The organism is Daejeonella sp. (assembly GCF_049655485.1).
Lineage (GTDB): Bacteria > Bacteroidota > Bacteroidia > Sphingobacteriales > Sphingobacteriaceae > Daejeonella.
This window is the reverse complement of sequence record NZ_JBASJU010000105.1, coordinates 12,527-37,761: the sequence shown is the minus strand read 5'-3', so window position 1 is coordinate 37,761 and position 25,235 is coordinate 12,527. Positions and strand designations below refer to the sequence as shown.

General features: G+C 39.6%; 18 protein-coding genes and 1 pseudogene. 4 read left to right on the top strand and 15 right to left on the bottom strand.

Features of this window, described 5'->3' with window-relative positions; genetic code table 11:
• Positions 1-21 precede the first annotated feature (21 nt).
• On the bottom strand, positions 22-450 hold the full coding sequence (locus tag WBJ10_RS04305; RefSeq protein WP_276349011.1) for a MarR family winged helix-turn-helix transcriptional regulator: 429 nt from the start codon (positions 448-450) through the stop codon (positions 22-24).
• A gap of 419 nt (positions 451-869) precedes the next feature.
• On the opposite strand from WBJ10_RS04305, the pseudogene WBJ10_RS04300 reads away from it, so the two are divergent.
• Positions 870-1,031 (top strand): annotated as a pseudogene (locus WBJ10_RS04300) (IS66 family transposase); the annotation flags it as partial.
• A 212-nt stretch (positions 1,032-1,243) separates the two neighbouring features.
• Here WBJ10_RS04300 and WBJ10_RS04295 read toward each other — a convergent pair.
• The 6 genes from WBJ10_RS04295 to WBJ10_RS04270 all read right to left on the bottom strand — a co-directional run bounded on the left by WBJ10_RS04295 (position 1,244) and on the right by WBJ10_RS04270 (position 9,279).
• Entirely contained in the window at positions 1,244-4,429 is a 3,186-nt protein-coding gene (locus WBJ10_RS04295) for an efflux RND transporter permease subunit (RefSeq protein WP_276349012.1), read from the bottom strand.
• Positions 4,430-4,792: 363 nt separating this feature from the next.
• Positions 4,793-5,863 (bottom strand): efflux RND transporter periplasmic adaptor subunit, encoded by a 1,071-nt coding sequence (locus WBJ10_RS04290; RefSeq protein WP_276349013.1) that lies wholly within the window; start codon positions 5,861-5,863, stop codon positions 4,793-4,795.
• Positions 5,864-5,881: 18 nt separating this feature from the next.
• On the bottom strand, positions 5,882-7,300 hold the full coding sequence (locus WBJ10_RS04285) for a TolC family protein (RefSeq protein ID WP_276349014.1): 1,419 nt from the start codon (positions 7,298-7,300) through the stop codon (positions 5,882-5,884).
• The gene (locus WBJ10_RS04280; protein ID WP_276349015.1) at positions 7,290-7,895 is read right to left on the bottom strand and encodes a TetR/AcrR family transcriptional regulator; all 606 of its coding nucleotides are present in this window, start codon (positions 7,893-7,895) and stop codon (positions 7,290-7,292) included. The genes WBJ10_RS04285 and WBJ10_RS04280 overlap by 11 nt, the downstream gene beginning before the upstream one ends.
• A complete protein-coding gene (locus WBJ10_RS04275) occupies positions 7,883-8,500 on the bottom strand; it encodes a TetR/AcrR family transcriptional regulator (protein WP_276349016.1) in 618 nt (205 codons plus the stop codon). Before WBJ10_RS04275 ends, WBJ10_RS04280 begins: the two co-directional genes overlap by 13 nt.
• Positions 8,501-8,682: 182 nt before the next feature.
• Positions 8,683-9,279, bottom strand: coding sequence for a TetR/AcrR family transcriptional regulator (locus WBJ10_RS04270; RefSeq protein WP_276349017.1), 597 nt, complete (start codon positions 9,277-9,279; stop codon positions 8,683-8,685).
• A 1,092-nt stretch (positions 9,280-10,371) separates the two neighbouring features.
• On the opposite strand from WBJ10_RS04270, the gene WBJ10_RS04265 reads away from it, so the two are divergent.
• Complete coding sequence (locus WBJ10_RS04265) at positions 10,372-12,603, top strand: DUF5916 domain-containing protein (RefSeq protein ID WP_424288312.1); 2,232 nt, start codon at positions 10,372-10,374, stop codon at positions 12,601-12,603.
• A gap of 152 nt (positions 12,604-12,755) precedes the next feature.
• On the opposite strand, the gene WBJ10_RS04260 is transcribed toward WBJ10_RS04265, so the two are convergent.
• A complete protein-coding gene (locus WBJ10_RS04260; protein WP_424288311.1) occupies positions 12,756-13,961 on the bottom strand; it encodes an NAD(P)/FAD-dependent oxidoreductase in 1,206 nt (401 codons plus the stop codon).
• A gap of 465 nt (positions 13,962-14,426) precedes the next feature.
• Here WBJ10_RS04260 and WBJ10_RS04255 point away from each other — a divergent pair, with 465 nt between their 5' ends.
• The gene (locus tag WBJ10_RS04255) at positions 14,427-15,794 is read left to right on the top strand and encodes a sulfatase family protein (protein ID WP_424288310.1); all 1,368 of its coding nucleotides are present in this window, start codon (positions 14,427-14,429) and stop codon (positions 15,792-15,794) included.
• Positions 15,795-15,937: 143 nt separating this feature from the next.
• Here WBJ10_RS04255 and WBJ10_RS04250 read toward each other — a convergent pair whose 3' ends face one another.
• The 4 genes from WBJ10_RS04250 to WBJ10_RS04235 are packed head-to-tail and all read right to left on the bottom strand — an operon-like array spanning position 15,938 to position 20,688.
• Positions 15,938-17,326 (bottom strand): TolC family protein, encoded by a 1,389-nt coding sequence (locus WBJ10_RS04250; protein ID WP_424288309.1) that lies wholly within the window; start codon positions 17,324-17,326, stop codon positions 15,938-15,940.
• Complete coding sequence (locus tag WBJ10_RS04245; RefSeq protein WP_424288308.1) at positions 17,316-18,668, bottom strand: HlyD family secretion protein; 1,353 nt, start codon at positions 18,666-18,668, stop codon at positions 17,316-17,318. The genes WBJ10_RS04250 and WBJ10_RS04245 overlap by 11 nt, the downstream gene beginning before the upstream one ends.
• A gap of 10 nt (positions 18,669-18,678) precedes the next feature.
• The gene (locus WBJ10_RS04240) at positions 18,679-20,376 is read right to left on the bottom strand and encodes a peptidase domain-containing ABC transporter (RefSeq protein WP_424288307.1); all 1,698 of its coding nucleotides are present in this window, start codon (positions 20,374-20,376) and stop codon (positions 18,679-18,681) included.
• Between the two features lie 48 nt (positions 20,377-20,424).
• A complete protein-coding gene (locus WBJ10_RS04235; RefSeq protein WP_424288306.1) occupies positions 20,425-20,688 on the bottom strand; it encodes a hypothetical protein in 264 nt (87 codons plus the stop codon).
• Positions 20,689-20,790: 102 nt separating this feature from the next.
• Here WBJ10_RS04235 and WBJ10_RS04230 point away from each other — a divergent pair, with 102 nt between their 5' ends.
• The gene (locus WBJ10_RS04230) at positions 20,791-21,714 is read left to right on the top strand and encodes a LysR family transcriptional regulator (RefSeq protein ID WP_424288305.1); all 924 of its coding nucleotides are present in this window, start codon (positions 20,791-20,793) and stop codon (positions 21,712-21,714) included.
• A gap of 19 nt (positions 21,715-21,733) precedes the next feature.
• Here WBJ10_RS04230 and WBJ10_RS04225 read toward each other — a convergent pair whose 3' ends face one another.
• The 3 genes from WBJ10_RS04225 to WBJ10_RS04215 are packed head-to-tail and all read right to left on the bottom strand — an operon-like array spanning position 21,734 to position 25,233.
• Complete coding sequence (locus WBJ10_RS04225; RefSeq protein WP_424288304.1) at positions 21,734-22,027, bottom strand: DUF6122 family protein; 294 nt, start codon at positions 22,025-22,027, stop codon at positions 21,734-21,736.
• 14 nt (positions 22,028-22,041) lie between these two features.
• Positions 22,042-24,741 carry a multicopper oxidase domain-containing protein gene (locus WBJ10_RS04220; RefSeq protein WP_424288303.1) on the bottom strand — a complete coding sequence of 900 codons (2,700 nt, stop codon included), beginning with the start codon at positions 24,739-24,741 and terminating at the stop codon, positions 22,042-22,044.
• 18 nt (positions 24,742-24,759) lie between these two features.
• Positions 24,760-25,233, bottom strand: a complete 474-nt coding sequence (locus WBJ10_RS04215) for a heme-binding domain-containing protein (RefSeq protein WP_424288302.1) — start codon at positions 25,231-25,233, stop codon at positions 24,760-24,762.
• Positions 25,234-25,235 lie beyond the last annotated feature (2 nt).

Here is a 25,235-nt window from a genome sequence, read left to right as displayed (position 1 = left end):
TTATTAAATTGATTTGGTAGATTACTGATAAATAACACCCGTTACTTCCTTTACTAATTTTTGTAGGTATTTAGGATTAACATTGCAGCTTTTGATGTGTTTACTGAACTGCAGCGGAATATTTGCGGCTTGCTCCTCCATTTTCTTTCCCTGTTGAGTAAGTGATATGATCACGATCCTTTCATCCTTATCGCTTCTCGTCCTAGTTATAAGTTTATTTTTCTCTAACCGTTTTAAAAGGGGAGTAAGCGTGCCACTGTCTAACAACAGGCAGTCGCCCAATTCCTTTACGTTTACACTCTCCTTTTCCCAAAGCACCAACATCACCAGGTATTGGGGATAGGTAATGCCCAAGTTGGCTAAAAACGGTTGATACATACTGGTAATCTTACGGGACAAAGCATAGATGTGAAAGCATAGCTGGTTCTCTAATTTCAGAATTTCTTTCATCAAATTAAGTTGTTGGATTTGAATTGCAAAGTAATTAATTGTACAAAATTAAGTTGTACACAATTAAAAAACAAATAACTTTATACTTTTAAATTTAAGGGAAAACAATATTTTTCTTAATAATGAAATGGTAACTTTATAAGGTCAAATGCCACTTTGCGGATTACCTGCTTTGAACAGGAGAGGATTTTTAGGAAATATTTAGACCCTCTGCTCTAAAAATCCCCTTAAGTAGCTCTTATTGTCATTCTAATTTCATTTGATATTTATATCTAATACCGTTTGAATAGAATCGTCCTAATGATTCAGCTTGTACCATCACAACTGTAGTAGCGCGCTCCATTAATAAATGAGCTTTTCGAAGTATTCATTTGATCTGAATAACTGAACTTAGCGTCTCTCACCTAGTACAAGGCTTGGCTGTAGCTGCGCAGCGTGCCGCCATGATCTATTCCTTCTTCGCCATCTGTAAAAAGCATGAGGTTAATCCTTTCCAGTGGCTCAAATACGCCCTCCAGAATATCATGACTATCAATCATAAAGACATCCGGGACCTTTATCCACAGAACTTTAAGAAATTAATTAAAGTTCTGGAGATGGGGTTGGTCGGGCGGATACGTCTATACTTTGTTTTTCTGGTGAAATATCTTCCTTTCATTTACTACCACACTTTTAATGTTTCGCTTCTAAAAAGATTAGCCTTTAAATACAACAATTAGTGTGATCGTCAATAATAAGCAGGGGGGCATTTGCCCCCGTTATAACTAAACCAAACTCCGCATCCAAAGCCTTACTACACATGAGATGGGTTAAACTCTGCTTCCTCATACACCTCATGAAACTCCTGTGGCTCATAATCTTCCACCATCAATTCCTCTATGGGCTGTTTCTTCTTCTTACTAAACTTAGCAATCAACTTATCGAAGATGGCATACATCACAGGTACGACAACAAGGGTCAAGAACAATGAACTCAACAATCCACCGATAATTACCCATGCCAAACCATTCTTCCATTCTGCACCAGCACCGCTTGCTAGTGCAATTGGTAGCATACCGATTACCATGGCTATAGTTGTCATCAATATTGGACGAAGGCGTGCATGGTTAGCATCGATCAACGCCTGATAAGTACTTTCACCTTCAGCCTTTCTCTGGTTGGTAAAGTCAACCAAAATGATCGCGTTTTTAGCAACTAATCCAATTAACATTATTAAACCAAGTATGGTAAACAGATTAAGTGAATTATTAGTTAACGCCAATGCAAGCAACGCGCCTACTACCGACAAGGGTATAGAGAACAACACCACCAACGGATAAACGAAGCTGTTGTACAACGACACCAGGATAAGATATACCAGTACTACTGCTGCTAATAATGCAATACCTAGCGAACCAAAACCTTCGCTCTGGTTTTCCATGTCACCACTCCATATTGTTGTTACACCTGTAGGCTTTCTTAGCTTTTCTAAAGCTACCCCCCACTCCTGTGCTACAGAACCTGATGGACGACCAACAGTTTGTGCCTCCACGGTAACAGACGTGCTCTTGTCTCTTCTCTCCAACATGCTTGGACCAGAACCTTCACTGATAGTAGCGAATTGCGACAATCGAATTTGTTGACCAGTATTATTCGTGAACAAAAGATTACTTACATCCTGTATACTTTGCCTGTTAAAACTACCAAAGCGAATATTTATATCGTACTCATATTCCCCTTGCCTGAACTTACTATCTGTATTACCACTAAATGCAGTACGCATTGTTTGTCCTACAGTTGCAAGGTTCAATCCAAGCGCTGCCATCTTATCTCTGTCAACCTGAACATTGATTTCAGGATTACCTGCTTCAACAGATAATCGCATTTCAGTAGCACCTTTTATCTTTCTTAATTCTGCCATTGCAGCGTTAGCAAAAGCTAGAGCACTATCCAACGTTGGAGCAGTAACAACTAAAGCAAGAGGTGCCCGTTCTGCTGAACCCAAAATACTAATAGGTACTGTCTTCACTTTTGCACCAACAAGCATTGGTTGTAACTCTTGTTTAATCTTTGCAGCATAAATACTTGCTTCATCTGCCCTTTCTTTTTTAGGAACCAATTGCACATTTATTTCTGATTTGTATGCTGTTGCCTGCGTAGCACCCATACCATCACTAGATTGGCCTACAGTGGTAATAAGCTTTGTAACCTCCGGCTTTGTCTTCAGGTAGTTCTCCGCTTTTTGTGTAATAGCATTTGTTTGTTCAATAGAAGCATCTTTAGGCAGCTCAATCTGTACTAAAAATTCACCTCTGTCACTCTTGGCAAAAAACTCTGTACCAATAAACCCTGCTCCTACTAAAGCAAATGACGCTATCAGCAAGCCAAACACTAACGCCAATGTTGTTTTCTTATGAGCTAACGACCATTTCAAAATATTCGTAACCCAGTTTGTGAATTTGTGCAACCCTTTTTCGAAAGCAAGAATTATCCTTCCAAAGAAACTATTACCTGTTATACGTTCAAGCTTACCAAACCTGGATGACAACCATGGAACAATTGTGAACGATGATAACAGTGATAGCAATGTAGCTATGGATACCGTTACACAAAACTGCTTCAATATATCTGCAGCCAGACCTGTACTTAGTGCGATAGGTACAAACACCACCACAATAACCAATGTAATTGATGTAACAGTAAAACCTATTTCTTTTGTAGCATCATAGGCAGCACGAACACGGTTCTTACCCATTTCCATGTGCCGATAGATGTTTTCCAACACCACAATCGCATCATCCACCAATATCCCTACCACCAGTGATAGTCCTAACAACGACATCAGGTTTAGCGAGTAGCCAAGCAATGCCATAAATATAAATGTTGCAATTAACGATGCCGGAATGGCTACCATTACAATCAATGCGTTTCTTAAGCTATGCAGGAAGAACAACATAACAAAAGCTACCAGTAAAATCGCAATAAATAAGTCGAATATAACAGCATCTGCAGATTCTAACGTGTAGATAGAACTGTCATTCACTACATTCATCTTCAAGCCTGACGAAGCATAATCTTTTTGTAGTTTTTCTATTGCTGCACGTACCTGCTCACTTACGGCAACAGCATTAGCATCTGATTGCTTAATGATTTGTACGGCAATTGCACTGGTTTGGTCTACACGTGCTAACTTCTCGACATCTTTCTGGGTATCCTGTACATCTGCCACCTCCATCAGCCTAACCTGTGCACCGGCAGGAGAAGTAGCAATCACAAGATTACTTAACTCATCTATATTTTTATACTTACCGGTAAGCCTGATGAGTATATCCCTTTCCCTCGTTTGAACACTACCTGTTGGGAAGTCGAGGTTGCTTTGCAAGACTGCATTTTGTACCTGCAATAATGAAAGACCGTTTGCTTCAAGCCTGTTTGCGTCAATGCTTACCTGTATCTCACGCTCTTGTCCACCAATCAGGTTCACCCTTGCAACACCTTCGACTCTGGATAGTATAGGCGCAATCCGCTTATCCATAAGGTCGTAAAAAGTAGCCTCATCAACATTACCTGTACCTGACAACGTCATAACAGGTAAGTCATCCAGCGAAAATTTAGCTAACGAAGGCGGGTCTACATCTTCTGGTAAGTCCTTTAAAATAGCGTTCACCTTACGTTGTGCATCGTTTAAGGCATAGTCTACATCGCTGCCGCTTTTAAGCGTTATAATTACCGTTGATACACTTTCAAACGACTTCGTGTCTAGCTTCTTAATGTTCTCCATTGAAGACACTGCATCTTCAATCTTCTTCGATACGGTATTTTCAACTTCGCTAGGAGATGCACCCGGGTACACCGTTGTAATAGATACGACGGCCGGGCTGAACTTCGGTAACAACTCGTAATTAAGCGAAGTATAACTTAACAACCCTCCTAATATAAGTACTGTAAAAAGTACTATCACCAGCGTTGGGCGTTTTATAGATATTTCTGCAATTTTCATTTTTCAAATTATTTATAATCTCTCTTTCAGTTCGTTTTTTTTTGTGTAGCACGCTTTAGTAGCTCCGATTAATCATCCGTTGCGTCGCACTCTGGTGCTGAAGAAAATTCTTTGTTGTTGCGGGGAACGAAGCAACAGCTCTACTGATTTTAAATCTTTTTCAATTCAATCATCAGATTGCTTCGTCGTACCTCCTACCATTGACGTTTACTTTTGTTCTTGACTTCGTATTAATTGAAATATATAAACTACAGGAACAAGCAAGTGGCACAACGATATCTAATCCTTATCCCGTTGCCCGTCCCCAAAAAATCGTTCTAACAAATCATGTTTTCTTAAAGCCTATTTAAGGGTTGTGGTCCCTTAAATAGGCTTCACTTTACTTCCGTCAACAAGGTTTATCTGACCGCTTGTAATAACCTTATCGCCTGTAGTTAAACCTTGAAGTATTTCAACCTGCTCGCCAATAATTCTGCCGGGAATAACCTTGCGTGTTCTTGCTACGTTACCTGCATCAAGTACAAACACTTTATTGCTGCTTACGCTACCAACAAAGGCGGCACGTGGCACAACAACTACAGGAGTTTGACCTGGAAAATCGAAGATGGCAGTCCCATACATGCCCGCCTTTAGCTGGCTGCCTGCATTTGCTATCTCAATCTCAACAGGAAAGTTTAAAGCAGCATCAGCCTTTGCTGCAATAAAGCTTACACGACCTGTAAAGGTTTTATCAGGAAACACACTTGCTTTTACCTGTACAGGACTACCAATTTTTAACTGAGCAACCTGGTTCTCGTTTACATTAACTGTAAGCTTTAGCTTCGATACATCTACAATCTCAAACATTTTTGTACCAGGAGAAACATAAGCTCCAGGCTCTATGTAACGCTTGTTGATGATACCGTTGATGGAAGCTCTTGCATTAGCATCACCAACACGAATACGTGATTGAGACACGCGTGCCCTTGCATTTGTAACGGCAAGTCTTGCCTGATCGAGTTGTTGTTGGGTAACACCTCCGGTTTTAAAAGCATTCTCGTAACGCTGCAGGTCTCGTAGTGCATTTTGAAGCGTTGCCTGTCCACTTTCTAAATCAACATTTAGCGTACCTGCATCAACTATAGCCAATGTTTGACCTCTCCTTACACGACTACCTTCATCCACCAAAACCCTCACAACACGACCTGCACTTTCAGAAGCAAAATCCATTTGCGCTGCAGGTGCAAAGTTTCCATTAACAGCAAAATCTAAATCAAGCGTTTGTGTTTGCACATCGGCTACCCTAACAGCCACATCACTGCTTGATTGTGCAACTACAGCCGTCTTAGCTTCGTTCTTCTTTTTGTTATTTGTAAGAATCCAACCTATCAGCGCAACAGATCCTGCAATGATTGCTACGGTTAATAATGTTCTTACTACAGACCTCTTTTTCATTTGTATTTTTTTATTAGTTTAGTTTAGTAAAGATTTAAGTGAACCTTGTGCTTTTATCAATTGTATTTCGGCAACTCTATAATCGAGTAACGCTGATGAATAATTTGTTTGTGCTTCTGTTAATGAGTTTTCTGCATCAATCAAATCGGTTAATGTTGCAAGACCATTGTTGTAGTTGTTTAGCGTATTTGAGTAAACCTCTTGCGCCAACCTTACGTTCTCCTGCTGGTTGTTCAGTGTAATAACACTGTTGTTGATTTGTGTTTTTGCATTCTCGTAAGCAAGGTTTAACGACAACTTTGTCTGAGCTATATCTTCGTTCAACTTACTGATTGCTACATCAGCTTGTTTTATTCTTGCTTTAGTAGCACCGCCATTAAAAATCGGCACACGAAGGTTTAAACCCACTGATGCAACATCAAACCAGTTAGCACCTTCTGACTGACCTTTAAATATCGGGAAACTGTTACTCAAACCTTGGTATGAATAGGAGCCTGATAGCGATAAGTTAGGCAAGTACTCACTCTTGGTTGACTGGCGCTGGTACTCCAACAATGTTCTTTGAGTTTTTAGTACTGCCAATTCTGTTCTGGTCGAAACATCTACAGTATCTGTTTGTAGTATTGCCTGTGCTCTTATTGTAGCCAACTCAACATCAGGAACTGTAATAGGTGTTTCAATAGGCATTCCTATGTAAAACTTCAACTGATTTTGTAACAGCTCTACAGCGTTCAACAGTTGTTGACGACGGCTTCTTAGGTTAGATACATTTACTGCTATCCGGTCTACATCTATCTTTTTGGCTAAGCCATTGTCATACAAACTTTGTAATACGGCCTGCACCTTCTGTGTATTCTTGATGGTGCTATCAATTAAGCCAAGTTGCTGTCGTTGTACTAATACCCGGTAGTAACTGGTGGCTACCTGTTCAATAATCTGCTCTTCGGTTAGTTGCTTATTTAACCTGTAAAACTCCACTGTTGTACGAGCAGCCTTTAACCCTGTAAATACAGAGTTATCAAATAATGTTTGGTTAAAAGATACCCCAGCATTTGCATTCCACTTTTGACCAAATGCCACTAATACAGTCTCACCTGGACGCCCAAAAAAGTCACCGGGTAGAGCACTTTGTTGAAGAATTGGATTATAAGTTAACCCACCTGAACCGTTTATCTGTGGTAAAGCTCTCGCCCTTACTTCATCAATTCTGTATTGACTGTTCTCTACATCCAGGTTTGCCTTTCTTGCATTCTGGCTTGCTTCTAAGGCATACTTCAATGCATCTTTTAAGTAAAGCGTAGTAGGCTGCTGTGCGTTAGAAGTGTTGAGGAACATTACTGCGATGAACATTAGCAGCAACTTCCAAACACCCCTAGATTGTCTCAGGCGCTTTTTTTTGTTTGTTTGTTTCATTTCAATTCGAAAACTATGTTTCATTATCTGCTTTTAAATATTTAATTATTAAACTTTTTCCCTTTGGTGTTGCAATTGCATGCAGGTAGAACTCGGTTAACTGCATCAGTTTGTGCAATTGCATGGGTCTTCCTATAAGAGTTCTTGCATCGAGAACTGTTAGTATTTGCTGTAGACGTATATCTACTGTAAAAGGAATATTTATATCAGGACGATATACTTCTTCATTTATTCCTTGTTTCAAGTTTTCGGTAATGAACGGGAGTAGCCAATTCTTTTGAAAATCTTCTATCCTTCTCCAGATGACTGGGAAGAATTTCTTAAGTTGATAGAAGAAAGATGCACTGATATTCGCAACTACATCAGCTGCCGCTGCTGTGAAAAGAACTACCTCTTCAATCGGGTTATTAGCGTGCTTTCTACATTCAGAGGTCCGGTCTTTAAAACCTTCAATTAAATCCTCCACTATCCGTTCAACCAGTTGGTTTTTATCTACAAAACATTTATAGATTGTCTTTTTAGATACAGCCACACCTTTGGAGATATCATCCATCGATACGCTCTTTATGCCATTCGAAAAGAACAGCTCTCTTGCTTTGGATATAATCAGTTCTTCCATTCGTTACTTTTCAATCCGTTTAACAAAATTTGCATTACATCCTTCTGCTTATCAAATAAGGCATCCATATCCAGGTTTTGTAGAAACGGTGACTTGCCTTTGATACAATGGTCAAAAGCCTGGAGGGTTTCAAGTAGTAGCCGTGCTGTCTTTTCGGTATCAAGCGGACGAAGTGTTTTAGCCTCTATTCCTCGCTTCAAAAAATCTGATACGATTCGTTCTTTCCTTAAATGAGATTGTTGGATAAAATGCGTGAATTGCGGAGACAACTTATTCATTTCAACACTTTCGGACTGGAGTGCTAACATCATGTACTTCTTAAAGAACTGTCTCTTAACTTCTATTAAAGCTAACAAACCATCTTCCACAGAACTTACCGAGCTTAATGCTGAATTAAATCCTTCCAAAACCTCGTTTATTATCTTTTGTCCAACAGCCTCAAGCAGTGTGCCTTTATCCTGGAAATAGTAAAATAAGGATGCTTTTGAAATACCTATATCCTCCGCTATTTCCCCAAGCGTTGTCTTATTGATACCAAAATGTGTAAACCTTTTGATAGCAGCCTCTACGATGTGGTCCTGCTTCACCGAAACCTCTTCTTTCATTTCGAGTATTTGACTTAATTAATTACTGACTTTTTTGCTTTAAAAGTCAAAGTTACAACAAACAAGACTTCGTTCCAAATTTTTGTAGATTTTCAATGCATATTAATTGTTAAACATGGGCGTCAACGGCAACCACGAAGAGCGCCCTCGTGAGTTTTTTTCCGAGTTGGAGGTAGTAAAGTTTAGCAACTCAAGCCTTTAACGAAGATGGCAGCAACTTCCTTCTCCCTTATTAGAAGTTTGTAAAACTGCCCTTGATCAGGAAAAAAATTTGCTTTACGGCCGAAAGTAGCATGTCGCAGGCCGTCAAGGCATTCAATTAGTAGTTCGGCTACTTTTAGTGTATCCTTAATTTTTAAGCCTTGTGCTTTTGCGTTATTAGAGAGGATGGTAGCGATAAGATTAATATCCCTGCTCCTGCTTGCAATAAAGATGGTTTCAAGTTCAGAGGGAAAAGAGGTACCTATTGTTTTGAGGTACTCAAGGATGTTATAGTTCTTGATGATAAACTCCGTTCTTGTTTCTAAGTATTTATTAAGCGCATTTAACAGGTATTGTTCGTTTAATAAGTCACGTTCATTAGCCCGTTCGGCTTCAATGCTCCCTTGCAAGACTGCAGCATACAGATTTAGCTTGTCAGGGAAGTAGTAATATAAAGACGCCTTTGATATAGACAAGTCATCCGCGATCTCATTCATAGTTGTTTTCGCAACACCAAAATGTGAGAACCGCTTTTTCGCTGCTTCAATTATTTCATCTCTTTTTTTGTCCTGTGCCATTGTTTCTTACCGTTTTTCTTAATCGCGTGTTGAGTGTTAAATGTTCACGGAAAAGTAAGTAAGATATCAAAAATAATTTCTCCTCCTAATCTTTGCCTTGCTCTTTCGTGTTGGCTATTAACCTTGTTAATTAAGCTTTTCCCGGAATATGCAGTGTGGGGTTTGTTAAAGCGTATTCCATTACACTGCTAACTACATTGTTATAAGCGGTCGAAAGTTCATCTTCACTCTTTTTTCTTTTTTCGTTTTGGAGTTTTTCATTCTCTTCTAAAATAGTTATTCCTAGATTGTCAACATGAACTAGTTCATGGAACTGGCATGTTATACAGTTATCAATTATGAAATCTCGAGCTTTTGCTTCCAACTGTATACCGCTCCACGCAGCTGTAGTGTGTGGCCATTTATTTCCACATTTGACTTTTGTTATAAGGATTTAAGCGATGACGAGATAAGAATAAAATTAAATGTTCAGTTCTTAAGACGAATAATCTAAGATACTTACTAATAATTTTAGTAAACTAGCAGATGTATTTTTGTTGATAACGACTGCCTTTATTAAAGAGACATAAACAATTAAACTCCTATTTTTACCCTATATGGGAAAACCATTTGTAAAAGAGCTAGAAAAAATAAGTGATACCTTTGGATTGGGCGCTCGATCAATCCGACGGTGACATCCGTGATGAAATTCTCCATAATAGTGAAAAGCCACTTTTTGTAGTAGGTTCAGGAGGTTCATATTATTTAAACTACTTTAGTAACTTTATATCATAAGTTTTGCAGCTAAAAGGTGAAACAACGTAGTGAGTGATTCGAAGAGTAAAGAATTTCCGACTACATAAGACATTAACAACCAGTAGGTTACGAACAAGGTTTTAGTTCCCTACGGGCTACGATTTGATAAAAAACCCGCTGACTATTATTTAGTTAGCGGGTTTTTTATTTATCGATGTTGTCTGGCAATCCATATTCCACTCATCGCCCAGGCTCTAGGGAATTCCCAATAAAAATAAGTCTTCTCCCTGCAATTTTGGATTAAGTGAATATTAAACTTAATTTGTTCGACATTTAAACAAATTTTCTATTTCAAACATGATCCTCCAGCGTATATTTCCATGGATACTGTCAATCCTACTGTTTTTTTCATTTTATGTTGAAGCTCAGGAAATTCGACCACAAACACAAATTACGAATCGGCCTACTGTTGAAGCCAAATTAACTAATGAAAACCCGATTGTAGACGGTAAAATAATAGGCGATTCATTTTGGGAAAATATAGAACCCATTGGTGATTTAACCCAAATCAAACCGAATATCGGGGCTCCTGCTTCTGAAAAGACAGTAATAAGGGTTGCTTACACAGATAAAATGTTTTATGTGGCAGCTATCTGTTACGATCGTGATCCGAAGGCAATAGTTGTTTCTGACTCAAGGAGAGATGCCGATCTGACAGATGACGATAGTTTTCTATTTATCCTCGACACCTATAACGATACTCAAAATGGTTTTTTATTCGGGACCAATGCAGATGGTATGGAATACGATGCCCAGATTGATAATGAAGGCAAAGGCACTAATAATACCAATCGCCAGCAGGGAGGTGTAATTGGTGGTATAAACTTAAACTGGGATGCAGACTGGGATGTTAAGACGCAAACTGGAGAGTATGGGTGGAGTGCTGAGTTTGCTATACCATTGCGCTCTCTCAGATTTACAGCGGGAGAAAACATGGTTTGGGGTATCAATTTTGAAAGGAATATTAGTAAAACTACTGAAACCGCATATTGGTCCCCAATTCCAATTGGTTTTGATCTGAAAAGATTATCCATGGCAGGCAAATTGAACGGATTAATCCTCCAAAATCCGGGCAACTTCAAAATATTTCCATATGCGCTTACTCAGGTAGTCAACAATAAGTCTGCAGTGCCTAAGACAACTGATACAGATTTTGAAGCTGGAATGGATTTAAAATATAGTATAACCCCTAGTTTGACGGTTGACTTAACCTATAATACTGATTTTGCTCAGGTTGAGGTGGATGATGAGCAGGTTAATTTGGACCGGTTCAATTTATTTTTCCCTGAAAAAAGACCGTTCTTCCTGGAAAATGCAGGTCAATTTACAGTGGGCAGTCCGGGCGAGATAGATTTATTTTTTAGTCGGAAAATTGGAATTAGTCCCAAGGGGAATATTATACCTATCACAGGAGGAGGGCGGGTTTCGGGTAAAATCGGCCAAACTAATGTGGGATTATTAAGCATGTTTACCGACGATGTCCAAAGCCTGGGAATAGATAAGAATAGCTATAACATGGCCAGGGTTAACCACGATTTCCCAAAAAGCAGGTCATCCATTGGAGGGGCATTTATAAATAGAACAGGATTGGGTGATGGTTCAGATGATTACAATCACGTCATGGCGGTAGATGGAAAATGGGGTCTGGGCCAAAAGGCACAAATCACCGGGTTTCTAGCTAAAAGTGCGACTCCAGGAATTACTGATTCTGATCATTCATATAAACTTCAGTTCAGTTATAATTGGGAAAGATGGGAACTTAGAGCTGCTTATACTGAATTAGGTGAAGGATTTAACCCGGAAGTTGGTTTTCTTCAAAGGACGGCTTTCAGAAAACCTGAATTTTTTATCCAGCACAGGTGGAGGCCGGATAATTTATTGAATTTATTGGAACTCCGGCCTCATATCACCTTAAGACAATATTCCGATTTTAAAGGAAATTTAGTTACAAGTTACCTCCATATTGATAATCATTGGGTTTGGAAAAGCGGCCTTGAAATACATACCGGAATTAATTACACAACAGAAGGTGTTTTACAGGATTTTAATTTATCAGGGGTTTCAGTGCCCAAGGCAACATATAAACATAATGAAGTGCAGCTAGTTATGATAACAAATCAAAACAAAGCAGTTTCATTAAATGCCCGGACAATCGTAGGAGGATATTTTGGAGGAGATAGAATAGCGACAACAGCGACCGTAAAAGCAAGAGTTGGAGATAAACTGAATGCATCGGCCATTGTCAACTACAATATTTTAAACCTTCCAAACGGGGAATTGAAAGCTATTATACTTGGGAATCGTCTGGCTTATTCATTTACTCCACGAATGTTTGTTCAAAGCTTAGTTCAATATAACAACAGGTCAAGAATTACTTCTGTAAATGCCAGATTTGGCTGGCTTCAAAATGCAAATAATGGTCTGTTTGTGGTAGTCAATATCGTAAAAGATAAAGATTTGCTCGATCTGTTAGATACCCAGAGCCTGACACTGAAATATACGCGTAGCTTTGATTTATTAAGTTTGTAAACATCTCATTAATATTTCCAGAGAGCTCACACAAGCTAAAAATATCCTATAAAAGAGTTCGACAATTCGACCTGTATGTATAGGAAACCCGCTATACTATATGTAGAGCGGGTTTTGTGCTTTATAATGATTCTTTTTTGCTGAACATAATCCTACGCAGTTCCCTTTAATATTTTATTCCAATACAACCAGGGTAATACTTTTGTCTTTAGCAGCCACATGCTATATCGTTCTTTCCCCTGATCGAAAGGAAATGTTTCCATAGGTTCATTGGCGTAATTAAATTCTGCTAAGACCAGTTTGCCATAACCGGTGATTAAAGGGCAGGATCCATAACCAGTGTATTTTTCATCTAAAGTTTTCCCTTCTATCAATCTTAATAAGTTCTGGACGAGTACCGGTGCTTGTTTCCTGATGGCAGCCCCAGTCTTAGCGTTTGGTGTACTGCCGGCATCGCCGCAGCCGAAAATGTTGGGGAAAACGTTATGTTGCAAGGTATTCATGTTTAAGTCTACCCATCCTAAAGGGTTGTCTTTAACGGCGAGAGGACTGTTCTTGATAAAATCCGGTGCAGATTGCGGCGGGGTAACATGGATCATATCATATTCCTGATTCACTAAAACGGTTTCCCCCGATGAATCTTTAGTTTCGAAATATGCTATCTTTTTATCGCCATCAATTTCTATCAGATTGTGACCAAAATGTGTTTTTATACCATACCGGGCAATAACTTTGTTTAAAACGTCTGCATACTTTTTAACCCCGAATATTATCCCCCCTCCGCTATAAAAATGAACTTCTGAATCTTTCAAAAGCCCTTTTTTTCTTAGGTGGTCTGCAGCTAAATACATAATTTTTTGTGGAGCACCACCGCATTTGATCGGTGTATTCGGGTTAGTGAAAATAACTTTGCCCGCCTTTAAATTTTTGAGAATCTGCCAGGTGTAGGGTGCCTGATCAAATAAATAGTTGCTGCAAACCCCATTCTTGCCAAGGTTTTCTTTCAAACCTTTTATTTTATCCCAATCCAATTGTATACCAGGGGCGACAATTAAGTAGTCGTAGGTAAGCTTTTGGCCACTTTTACAAGACAGGGAATTATTTTCGGGATTAAAAGTTGTGACACTATCTTTTATTAATTCTGCCCCCCGGGGGATGAGGTCAGCTTCTTTTCTTACCGTTTTCTTTATGTCAAAAACACCGGCTGCAACTAAAGTCCATGCAGGTTGGTAGTAATGGTTGTCAGATGGTTCGATAATACCGATACTCAATTTTTTGTTTTTAATCAATAATTGCGACGCGACAGATATACCTGCATTTCCACCGCCGACAATTAAAATTTGATAGTGTTCTTTCATATTTAATAGTTATCCTCGTCTAATTCCCAAATAAAATACTAAGCACTCAATGTGTGTTTGCTTATTTTAAATCAAACCGATTCAAAAGATTTTCTCTTGTGCATAATGTTGAAAGTAAAAGCCATCAACACATTTGTTATTAATTCTATAGTGGGTAGTTTGATTCGCTAAATAATAAAAACTTTGATAGTTCTTTAATGAGATTAATCACTTGCATTAGTGATCTTAATCAAACGCGAAGGGAGGATCTGAATAGCAGGTTTTGTGTTTTAGAGATACTTGAGATGCTGTATACTTTCTGGGTGTAAAAAATACGCGAAGCGGTTAACATCGAGTAGGGCGATAAGAAATAATAAGGTAATTTCGAATAGTAAAGATTATTGCATCCAGTTCTATTATATTCAATACTTATTCCCGTCTAACTGGGATTTTCCGATTCAATATTTATATGATTAATTTAAAAGCATGGATTATATAAAAATTAAAAGTGCTGTAGTTCTATTATTGTCCTTTGCCTCATTTTATACCTTTGCAAATCCCAAAAAAGAGCAAAGGCCTAATATATTAATCATCCTTACAGATGATTTGGGGTCTCATGATCTCTCTTATTATGGTAAACGCGACATTCGAACGCCTAACATCGATTTGTTAGCTAATGCTGGAATGCGGTTTGATCGATTTTATGCAAATTCACCAGTTTGTTCTCCTACCCGGGCATCTTTGTTGAGCGGGCGTTACCCTGAAATGGTAGGTGTTCCTGGTTTGGTAAGATCAAAACCTGAAGATAACTTTGGATACTTGAAGCCTGATGCCATTCTGATCCCAAAACTTTTAAAGCAAGCAAATTATAATACTGCGATAATTGGTAAATGGAACATGGGTTTAGAAGATCCCAACACACCCAATAGAAAAGGTTTTGATTTTTTTCATGGTTTTCTGGACGATATGATGGATGATTATTGGACACACCTTCGTAACGGAAAAAACTTTATGCGTGAGAACGAGAAGGAAATTCAACCTCAAGGCCACTCAACAGATTTATTCTCTGATTGGGGAATAGATTATATCCGGAAACAAAAGAATAGCAAAGATCCTTTTTTTCTATATCTGGCTTATAATGCTCCACACTTTCCTATTCAGCCTCCCGTCGAGTGGTTGACTAAGGTTAAAGCACGGGAGCCTGGAATATCTGAAGGGAGGGCTAAACTGGTGGCATTAATTGAGCATTTAGACCATGGTATAGGAAACGTTATTCGCACACTAAAGGAAACCGGGATGTATGATAATACCCTTATTATTTTTCTAAGTGATAACGGCGGTCATCTGGAAATGGGCGGATATAATGGAACATTGAGAGATGGGAAGCAAAGTGTTTATGAGGGAGGGTTGAGGATTCCTGCATTTTTTGTATGGAAGAACCATATCAAAGCTGGTTCTTTTAGCAACCAGCTCGCGCTCACAATGGATATTTATCCTACGATCAGTGAAATCACCGGAGCTAAAATAAACCACACAATTGATGGTGTGAGCCTGCTTCCTGTGCTGAGGCATCCGATGGTAAAACTTAAAGAACGTCCTGTTTTCTTTACTAGAAGAGAAGGGAATCCATTGTACGGAGGACAAACAATACAGGCAGTAATTTCTGATAATTGGAAACTGCTTCAAAACAGTCCATTTGGTCCTTATGAACTTTATAATCTTTCAGAAGACCCCCAGGAAAGGCAGAATCTAATAAATACTCATGTAGATCATTACAGAAGACTACAAAAGTTACTTATAAAGCAAATCCAAAAAGGAGGAAGCGTTCCCTGGCAAAAACCTGAAATTGAGTAACACGGTTTGTATTTACAAAAAAGAGTAAGGATTGAAGCTGCGAAGAAGTTGTTTGAGGCTTCCCGAAAAAACGTATCGGAAGTAATTCTTACTTAATCCATGATGAGTTTCAGGCCTACCATATGGACTGATATCTTATCTTATTAATCGATTAAACCCCCAGTAAGCCATTTACCTTCTAAGCCATTTTTCAATATTTTATTCTCTGTTTCGAGTATTTTCTCCTGGATTTCCAGTAGCTTATTTTCACGGGCATTGATCAGGAAAAGAGAGCTTTCACCTAAGGAGAAGCGAATTTCTTCACCTTTTAAAAGTCTCTGATGAGCTTGCAGCGTCTGTTCCATGAGATTAAGCTGGGCTTGAAGGGTATTAAGTTCAGCTCTATTCTGTTTCATTTTCACCTCGAGTCCATTTCGCATTAAGCTTTGTTCTATTTGGGTATCCTTGATTTTAATTACAGATTCTGCCAGATCACCCCTTGCAGAAGCAAAGGTTAAGGGAAAGGATACCTTAAGACCTATCTTGTTGTTGTTCTCCCAGTAACTGGCATTCAGGTTTCTAAAATTACTTAAGCCGCTGTTTAACAGGCCCAACTGAAGGTCAACAGTAGGGCGAAGATTTTCTGCTTTCAGACGTCTTTCTATTTCAAGATCACGCAGTTTAAAGTCAAAGATCCTCAGTTTGGGATTATTGTCGATAGTCGGACTTAGGTTTCCAGAAAGGGAAATCTCGTCTTTTTGAGGAATAAGCGAAAGCCCTTCTACTTCCATCGGCTTGCTTTCGGGCAACCACAAAAATGTGCTTAATTCGTATAAAGAGTTTTGCAATTGTATTTTCGCCTGCTGGGAGCTTATCTGCCGTTGTTGTACCTGGGTTAGCGCTTCAGTAGTATCTATTGCTGGCCTGTCGCCGCCTGCAAAACCATCCTTTACCGCCTTAAAGCGTTGTTCTGCCAAAACGAGAGCCTGGTCATATAATTCATCGATTTGATACCAGGTTTGCCAATTTGTATAGGCTTCACCAGCTTCCCTGAGCAAGTCATTGATGATGCGTACCTGTTCAATTTCGCTTGCTTCCCGGAAGACCGAAGCCTGTTTTAATGTCGCCCTGCGCTTATCCATTAAAAGGCCTTTACCCAAAGGAATATTCAGGGCCAGGCTGCTCAACCCTTCAGTTGGAAGCTTATTTTCGGGATTAAGAAAGGACCCTTCAGCCCGGTCGTAATTGCCTTTCAAGTCCATACCAAGCCAAAGCGGTAATTTCACTTCAGGGGAAGAAAATCGATAATAATTTAATCCCACAAACTCTTTGTTTTCATAATTGTAAGACAGCGCCGGTTCGAAATTCCCCCAGGCTTGTCGCATACGCGCTTTAGCCTGGGCTTCTATTAAATAAGTTTTTGCCATTACAGGATGGTGAAGACTTATTATCTCTTTGAATTTTGTCCAGTTCAATGTATCAACACCCTCCGCTGCAAAAGTTTGGCTAGCAAAAAACAGCAATAAGAAAACGCCTATGTGTTTATTCTTCATTTACCTTTTTCTTTTCCTGTGTGGCCGCAACGGTGTAATATTCCGGTGGAAATCCATTCAATTGTCGCCACAGTTCATAAATAATAGGCACGTCGTTCAGCAAGGCGATCCCTTTTGCTCCAGATCCATATTTTATTTCATCTGGCCATGGCTTATCCCTGGGATCCGGGACCACCCACACACGAAATTTTCCATTCGTACTTATGGAAGGGTCAACAGCGGTAATTTCACCCCCAAAAGTTCCGTAAGATGAATCAGGCCATCCCGAAAATACAATTGCCGGGAAGCCATCAAACTGTAGACGAACTTTCTGTCCATTATTAACCAATGGTAAATCGACTGGATCTACAAAAATTTCAACTGCAACTTTAAATGTGAGAGGTACAATTTCCAGTAAAGGATCGCCCTCTTTTAATGTTTCTCCAATGCCCGCTTTACTCGTTCTTATTACCTGGCCAGATTGTGGAGCTGTGATAACATAGAAGTCCCGTCTTAAACGATAGTTAGATATTTGATTTTTCAGCTTAGCCACCTCACTTCTGGTAGTGGCAATGTCTGAAAGCGTTGAATAACGACTGCCATCAGCTTTTAATATCTTCTCCATATATTCCTGTTCTACGGCCGACTGTTCGATCATTACATTTAGCAACTCATTCCGGCTGTTATAAAACTTGTTTTCAGAACCGATTTTTCGCGAGAGCGCATCCTGATAGGCTTGCTGTCTCTGTTCGAATTCTGTGAGCGACTTTAATCCGGCATCGTATAATTGCCGTTGACGTTCCAGTTGTTGTGAAGCTATCTCGAGATGGTTTTTTGAAGCGATGAAACTTATACTGTCGGATTGTACAAGTAGTCGATACTGCTTTAATTTGTTTTTAACCTGGTCTAATTTTAATTTCCTTGAATTAGATAATGCTACGGATTGTGATCCTTCTGCCGACGCTTTATCTAAATAGAAGCCAATGGTTGCATCTTTAGCACTGATTTGTTCGCCTACGCGGATAATTTGAGAGGGATCCAGGTATTCTTCTTTGATTTCTGTAATCCGTACAAGGGTGTCGCCTTTTTTAACAATATCGCCATCCTTAACGTTCCACTGAGCAATCCTTCCTGCAATTACACTATTTATTTGCTGAGGTCTCTCCCTCGGATTTAAGGTAGATACCTGGCCAACTGACTGGATAGTTTGTGTCCAGGGTAATGATAGGAGTACCGCAAACGCGATGAACAGGAATAGCACCATGTATTTCTTGCTCGCCTTTGAGCGGTCCGGTCTCATTACCTTTTCAAAAGATTTAAACTTATTGAATTGGCTGGGTGAAATATTCGAATCTAAAAACATATTAGCCTTTTTAATTTTTAAGTTTAATTGACCCCTTGTCAAAATACACCCGCCGTTGACAGTGGCTTGCTAGTATCTCATCGTTAGTTACCACTATCAGCGTAAATTCCTGTTTAGTGTCGGTCAAATATTCTATTACCTGTTGCCTTATCGTTGATTCTATGCCAGCCCAGCCATCTTCAAGTAAAAGCAATTTCGGTTTTATCGCCAGACAGCGGGCAAGCAAGATTTTCTGAACGATGTTGTAGGATAATTTTCGACCTTGGGGATCCAGAAAGCTGTGGTAGCCGTTCTGCTGACTGCGGATATAGTCTGTCAGTCCCACTATCGCGCAAATTCTATCGAGTTCCGCGAGAGTAATCGATTTATTCCCTATTGTGAGGTTATCCTCCAAAGTGCCGCTGAATAATTCTTCATCAGCAAGAAATATGGAGACGTTTTCATGAAGCACCTTTCTGGATATCATTTTAATCGGAACATCATTAAAAAGGATATTTCCTGAAAATTCGTGATAGATACCAGCTAAAATCATAAGCAATGTGGATTTTCCAGAACCTTCTGCACCCATAATGCATATTTTTTCACCGGAAAGGATATGAAGTTGCACGTTTTCAATTACAGGCTTTTCGTTGGTATAGCCAAAAGACAAGTTGTTTATCTTTATATCTAAACCGGTCGCAGCCGAAAAGTCCGTATACATATCAGCTTCAACCTCCTCTTCCTGGGGTTTATCAAGTACCTTGTTTAACTTTTCCAGCGACGTAAGTACGTCATATACTACTTCGAGGCTTACAATCATTTTCTCGACTGAATTGAGTATCGTTATGATTATAATTTCGGCCGCGATGAACTGACCAAGATTGATTTGCTGATTGATAAACAGGTAGGAACCGATAATGAGCATGGCAGCTGTAATGAGAACCTTAAATGCAATCATGACGCGATATTGGGAAAGCAGTACCGAAAAATGCGAATCTCTTGCCGTCAGATAACCATTCACCAGTTTATCAGTCCTGTTGAGATGCAGGTTGTGGTCCTGATTAAACTTAAACGTTTTGATAGCCCGGGAAATTTCTTCGAGCCAATGGGCGACATCGTACTTGTAGTCGGATTCAATGACGCTTGTTTTGAAACCCTTTGCGCTTGTAAAATAAAAGATTAACAGAACCAAAGTGATGATAATTAAAGCAAAAACGATAAATACCGGATGATAAAAGCACAATAAAATCAATCCGAAAACGATCTGGATCGATGCTGACGGAAAATCCAATATCAATTTGGAAAAGCCTTTCTGTAAATTGGCCGTGTCGAAAAAGCGGTTGACCAATTCTGGCAGGTAGTATTCATCAATACTCAGTAGACTAATTCTGGGAATACGATAAGCATAGGAAAATGTAAGGCGAGTGAAAATTCGCTGCTGCATGCGCTCGATGATCCGCATTTGTGCCACATGCAAGATGCCATTTAACAATACCCCAACAATGACAATCCCGATTAGTACGACCAGAGAAGTGCTTAGCGTACCGCCAAATAATAAATTGGTTATGGCCTGTATCCCTAACGGAAGAGAAAGTAAAATAAATCCACTGATAACCGCATAAAAGTAGACGCTCGTGATTTCTTTACGTTCGACATTTATCAACTGATAAAATCGATACAATGCTTTTTGGAGTGAATAGTATTCTATTGCTTTTGTTTTTATTTTCATGGATTTAGTGATACCTGGATGGGTGTAATCAATTATTCAGCAGCTTATCTAGTTTTGAGCTTCATAGCCTATTATTTCAATCCCTGCATTCAGATATATTTTATCAGGATTATGTTGTATATACCTTTGGAATTCAAACAGATCTTTTTGCAATTGAATAATCTGTTTCTCTCTCATTTTTACGATCCGGGAATCATAGCGGCCTGCCGAGGCCTTCATTTCATGATATTTAATTTTAATATGTATAATCTGTGTGATCAATTCTTCAGCATCTTTTGAAGAAAAAATTCCTTTAGCTACCGTGATATCCATTTGTAAATATTCTTATCAATGATTTTTTTTTCTGTGCAAATTTATTACTGGTAATGCATATGTTATCATTTATATTTGTTATGATAATCATAAACTATTTTAATGAACTATACTTTCCACCAGTTACAGGTTTTCTTAAAAATTGTCGAAACAAAAAGCATTACGAAGGCTGCGGTTGAATTATTTCTAACCCAACCTGCTGTTTCAATTCAATTCAAAAACCTGCAAAATCAGTTTGACATCCCTTTGGCAGAAGTGATAGGGAAACAAATACATATCACGGATTTCGGTTATGAGATAGCCGGTATGGCAGAACGTATTATCAACGAGGTTTATGCTATCAATTACAAAACCCTAACCTATAAAGGGATTCTATCAGGGAGACTTAAGCTGGCGATCGTTTCGACCGGCAAGTACATCATGCCCTATTTTTTAACAGAGTTTCTTAAAAAGCATCCGAACATAGAACTCACTATGGATGTAACCAATAGATCAAAGGTGCTAGAGAGTCTTGAAAAGAATGAGATTGACTTTGCGCTGGTTTCGGTCTTACCAGCGAAAATTGAGGTTGAAGAAGAAATATTGATGGAGAACCGGCTTTATTTAATAGGCAATGGACAGGAGAAGTTTACTAAAGTTCCTTATGATAGATCTATTTTCGGAAAGATTCCATTGATCTACCGCGAACAAGGTTCCGGCACCCGGGTTGTGATGGAAAACTTTTTTGAAACCAGTAAAGTGCAGGTCCGAAAGAAAATGGAGCTGACTTCTAACGAAGCGATAAAGCAGGCGGTGATGGCGGGTTTGGGTTATTCGGTTATGCCTTTAATCGGAGTTCATACTGAGTTGTTGACAAATCAATTGCAAATTATTTCTGTTTCCGGCTTGCCTGTTAAATCAGTATGGAGATTGATATGGCTGAAGGATAAGAAGTTATCGCCCGTTGCTCAATCATTTTTAGGCGAAATCAGGCAAAATAAATTAGAAATTCTGGCTAAGAATTTTGGATGGCTGGATAGTTTCTAGTTTATATTTTCCAATACTTTCAAACAAAACAATCGATGTAATCTAATGCCATGTGAATAACCAGACCCAATGCAACCAATCTCAACTTGGGGATAAATAGCAACCCGCAATATATGACCACAGCAATGTAGGAATGCAAAGGATGAAAACCTATGCTACACCTGTTGGGGTCATATATGGGGTTTGCTAGTAAATGATCCAGATCCACAGCCATGGTTGCAATCATAATCAGCCAGGCTTTCAAGCGATTTTTTTTATAAAAAAGAAACGCTGTAATTGCAGGAACTAGAAAATGGAGAACGATGTGGATCATTAAGTCGATCGAAATTAATAAGTTACAGTTATTCCACCACCATAACCCATATCGCTGTCATAGTGAGTAGAGAGAGAGAGATATTTGCTAACAATATAGCGCAGGCCTCCCATATATTCTTTATCTGTGTTTCCCATCATATTCAATCTGATTCTTGGGCTAAGAGGAAAATCTTCTCGCATTAACTGGAAACGGAATTTCCCTTTACTATCAACCCGTGCCTCGGCAATAACCTGCATCGGAAGGTTGTATTGAACTCCGGTTACGAAGGCTTTACGATTATCCTGATTACTTATTTGACCGAACATATTTTTCTCGGACATATTGTCCATAGTATTACGATGATAATCGAAACCTACAAAAGGAAACCACCACTGCATTCTGCCAATAAAACGCCCAAAATAGGTCTCTACTTCATTACCATGATCTTGATTTAAGCCAATCCGCCATTCGGTAGACAGGCGATACCGGGTGTTAGCGAGCATAAACTCACCATCGCTGCCATTACTTTCCAATCCTATTTGTCCCATAGCATGAAACATCCTGTCATCACGGAAAAGCCCGCGCTGAGCTAGTTTTGGATTTGGTATCTCCGGATTTGGCGGGGAGTTCTCATAACTAATGACCCTTCCCATTCCGCTCATCATGTGATACAAGATATGGCAATGGAAGAACCAATCGCCGCCCGGTTCTGTTGCAGCAAATTCGATAGTATCCAGTTCCATAGGCATAATATCCAGAACGTTTTTCATGGGAGCATTTTCGCCCTGGTCGTTTAACACCCGGAAATCATGGCCATGCAGGTGCATTGGATGGCGCATCATACTGTTGTTGAACAAGATAATTCTTAAATTCTCACCTTTTTTAATCAGGATCTTATCGGATTCAGAAACTGTTTTATTGTCAAGGGTCCATACATAACGGTTCATATTCCCCGTAAGATCGAACCTTATTTCTCTCATAGGCCCAGCCGGAAGAGTAGTGTTTTTTGGATCGCGCAGCATGTTATAGTTCAATGTCACGATATCTGCGGTGCTGCCGTCCATTTCTGACATATCATGACCGGAGTGATCCATCGGCATATCCTTGTCGTTCATGTTCATTTTAGCGGCAGTGTCGGCAGGTACTTCTTCTTCCACATTCTCGGGACCTGTTATTTCAGGATACATCACCGTGTTCATGTCCATAATCTGATTTTGCATTCTCATACCATCCATTTGCACCATATTGCCCTGCATGTCCATCATCTCATTCATCATCTTCATGCCTGCGAAATATTTCAAACGTGCCATGGGTTCAGCAGGGACTTTAGGTCCGCTGCCCAGCCATAAAGAGGTCGATTTTGTACGATCTTCTGACGTGGCCAGAAACTCATAACTTTTATCTTCCGGTATGGTGACCACCACATCATAGGTTTCGGAAACCGCTATGATCAGCCTGTCGACTTCAACTGGCTCGACGTCATTACCATCGGTTGCAACCACCGTCATTTTGCCTCCAGAATATTTTAACCAGAAATAAGTTGAAGCTCCTGCATTGGCCAGGCGAAGACGAACTTTATCTCCAGCTTTAAATTGACGATGTTCGCTTTGATTTTTGCCATTAATTAGAAACCGGTCGTAATATACATCGCTAACATCCATGGCATTCATCCGTTTCCATTCATTTGCCACCTTTACTTTGAAATAACCGCCCTTTATTGCTTCGGAATAACTTTGAGTAGCGCCCTTTTGAATGGCAAACCAGTCTGTAGCGGCGTGCAGGCTTCGGTCAACTTCTTTTGGATTCATATCAGTCCACTCGCTCAATGTGATCGGAATGGTAGGTATGTCCCATTCTTCTCTTTTATTCATAATAAAGGATCCATACATACCAATTTGTTCCTGTAAACCGGAATGGCTATGGTACCAGTGAGTGCCATTCTGAATAATAGGAAACTTGTAAATATGTGTCGCTCCTGGCTCGATTGGCATCTGTGTCAAGTAGGGCACACCGTCATACTTGTTGGGTAGAAATAGACCATGCCAATGAAGTGAGGTTTTTTCTTTTAAGCGGTTATGGACATGAATCTCGGCCGTGTCACCCTCGGTAAAGGTTAGTGTTGGCATTGGAATCTGGCCGTTTACTGCAATTGCACGTTTGGATTTGCCCGTGAAATTTACCGTTGTATCTGCGATATATAAGTCATAGCGAACTGTACGTGGGGGAGTGTTATTTGGAATCGTCCGAATAGTACCAAGATTGGCCTTTGCGATTTTCATTGGATCCATCTCTTCTTCACCTTCCAGACTATCTTTTCCAGCCATCGGCATTTCGTGACCCTCATGACCTTCAGAAGGTTCTGAAACCGGTTTAACTGGTGCAGGGGCAGCCTGTTTTTTTTCAGGCATGGTCATTCCGTCCATGTTTTCCTTCTTAGCGGGCGTAGTTTTTTTAGCCGGCACAGGGCTGGCCTTTTTAGCAGGGCTGGCGGGTTTTGCAGCCGGCGCTTTTTTAGCAGGAGCAGGTGTTTTAGGTTTAGTCGCCTTCTGCGCCACAAGCTTCATCCCACATTTAGGACAATTACCGGGTTTGTTAGATTTCACCTCCGGATGCATGGGGCAGGAGTATATTAATTGTAGGGCGGCAGAAATCGAATGCGAATGGTCAGGACGTTCCGCAAATAATCTTTGCTCGAAGCAAAGAAGGACTATAATTAAGAGAAGCTTATTCATCTTTTTTATTTTATTTTTCTATTCGCGCGCTTCGGAGATAGAAATTTCATTTCTGGTTTTATCTAACCAGTCTTTTAATAGTTGTTTATCCTTTTCCGAGAGTATGGCGGCCCGGTGTATGAAGGTATAAGAAGGCAGTGGCATGCTTTCGTCCTCAATGGCACCTTGCATAGCCTTTAGCTTACTAAGCTTTCTGCGCTTAGAATAGTTTGCAAAATCATCAAAATTCAGTTCCTCTTTTCCTTCTTCTACGTGTGATGCCATCCACCATGCCCCAGGCTGCAAGGTTGAATACCAGGGATATCGGGTATTGTTACTATGACAGTCATAACAGGAATTTTGCAGTATGGCCTGCACATTATCTGGGACATCGATTGTTGTAGCAATGTTTGAAGTTTCAACCTGCACGCTCTCATTGCGCGCAGGCTGAAAAAACTGAATAACAACCAGAATACTTAATAAGACAACTAATCCTATTTTTGTTCTGCTCATTG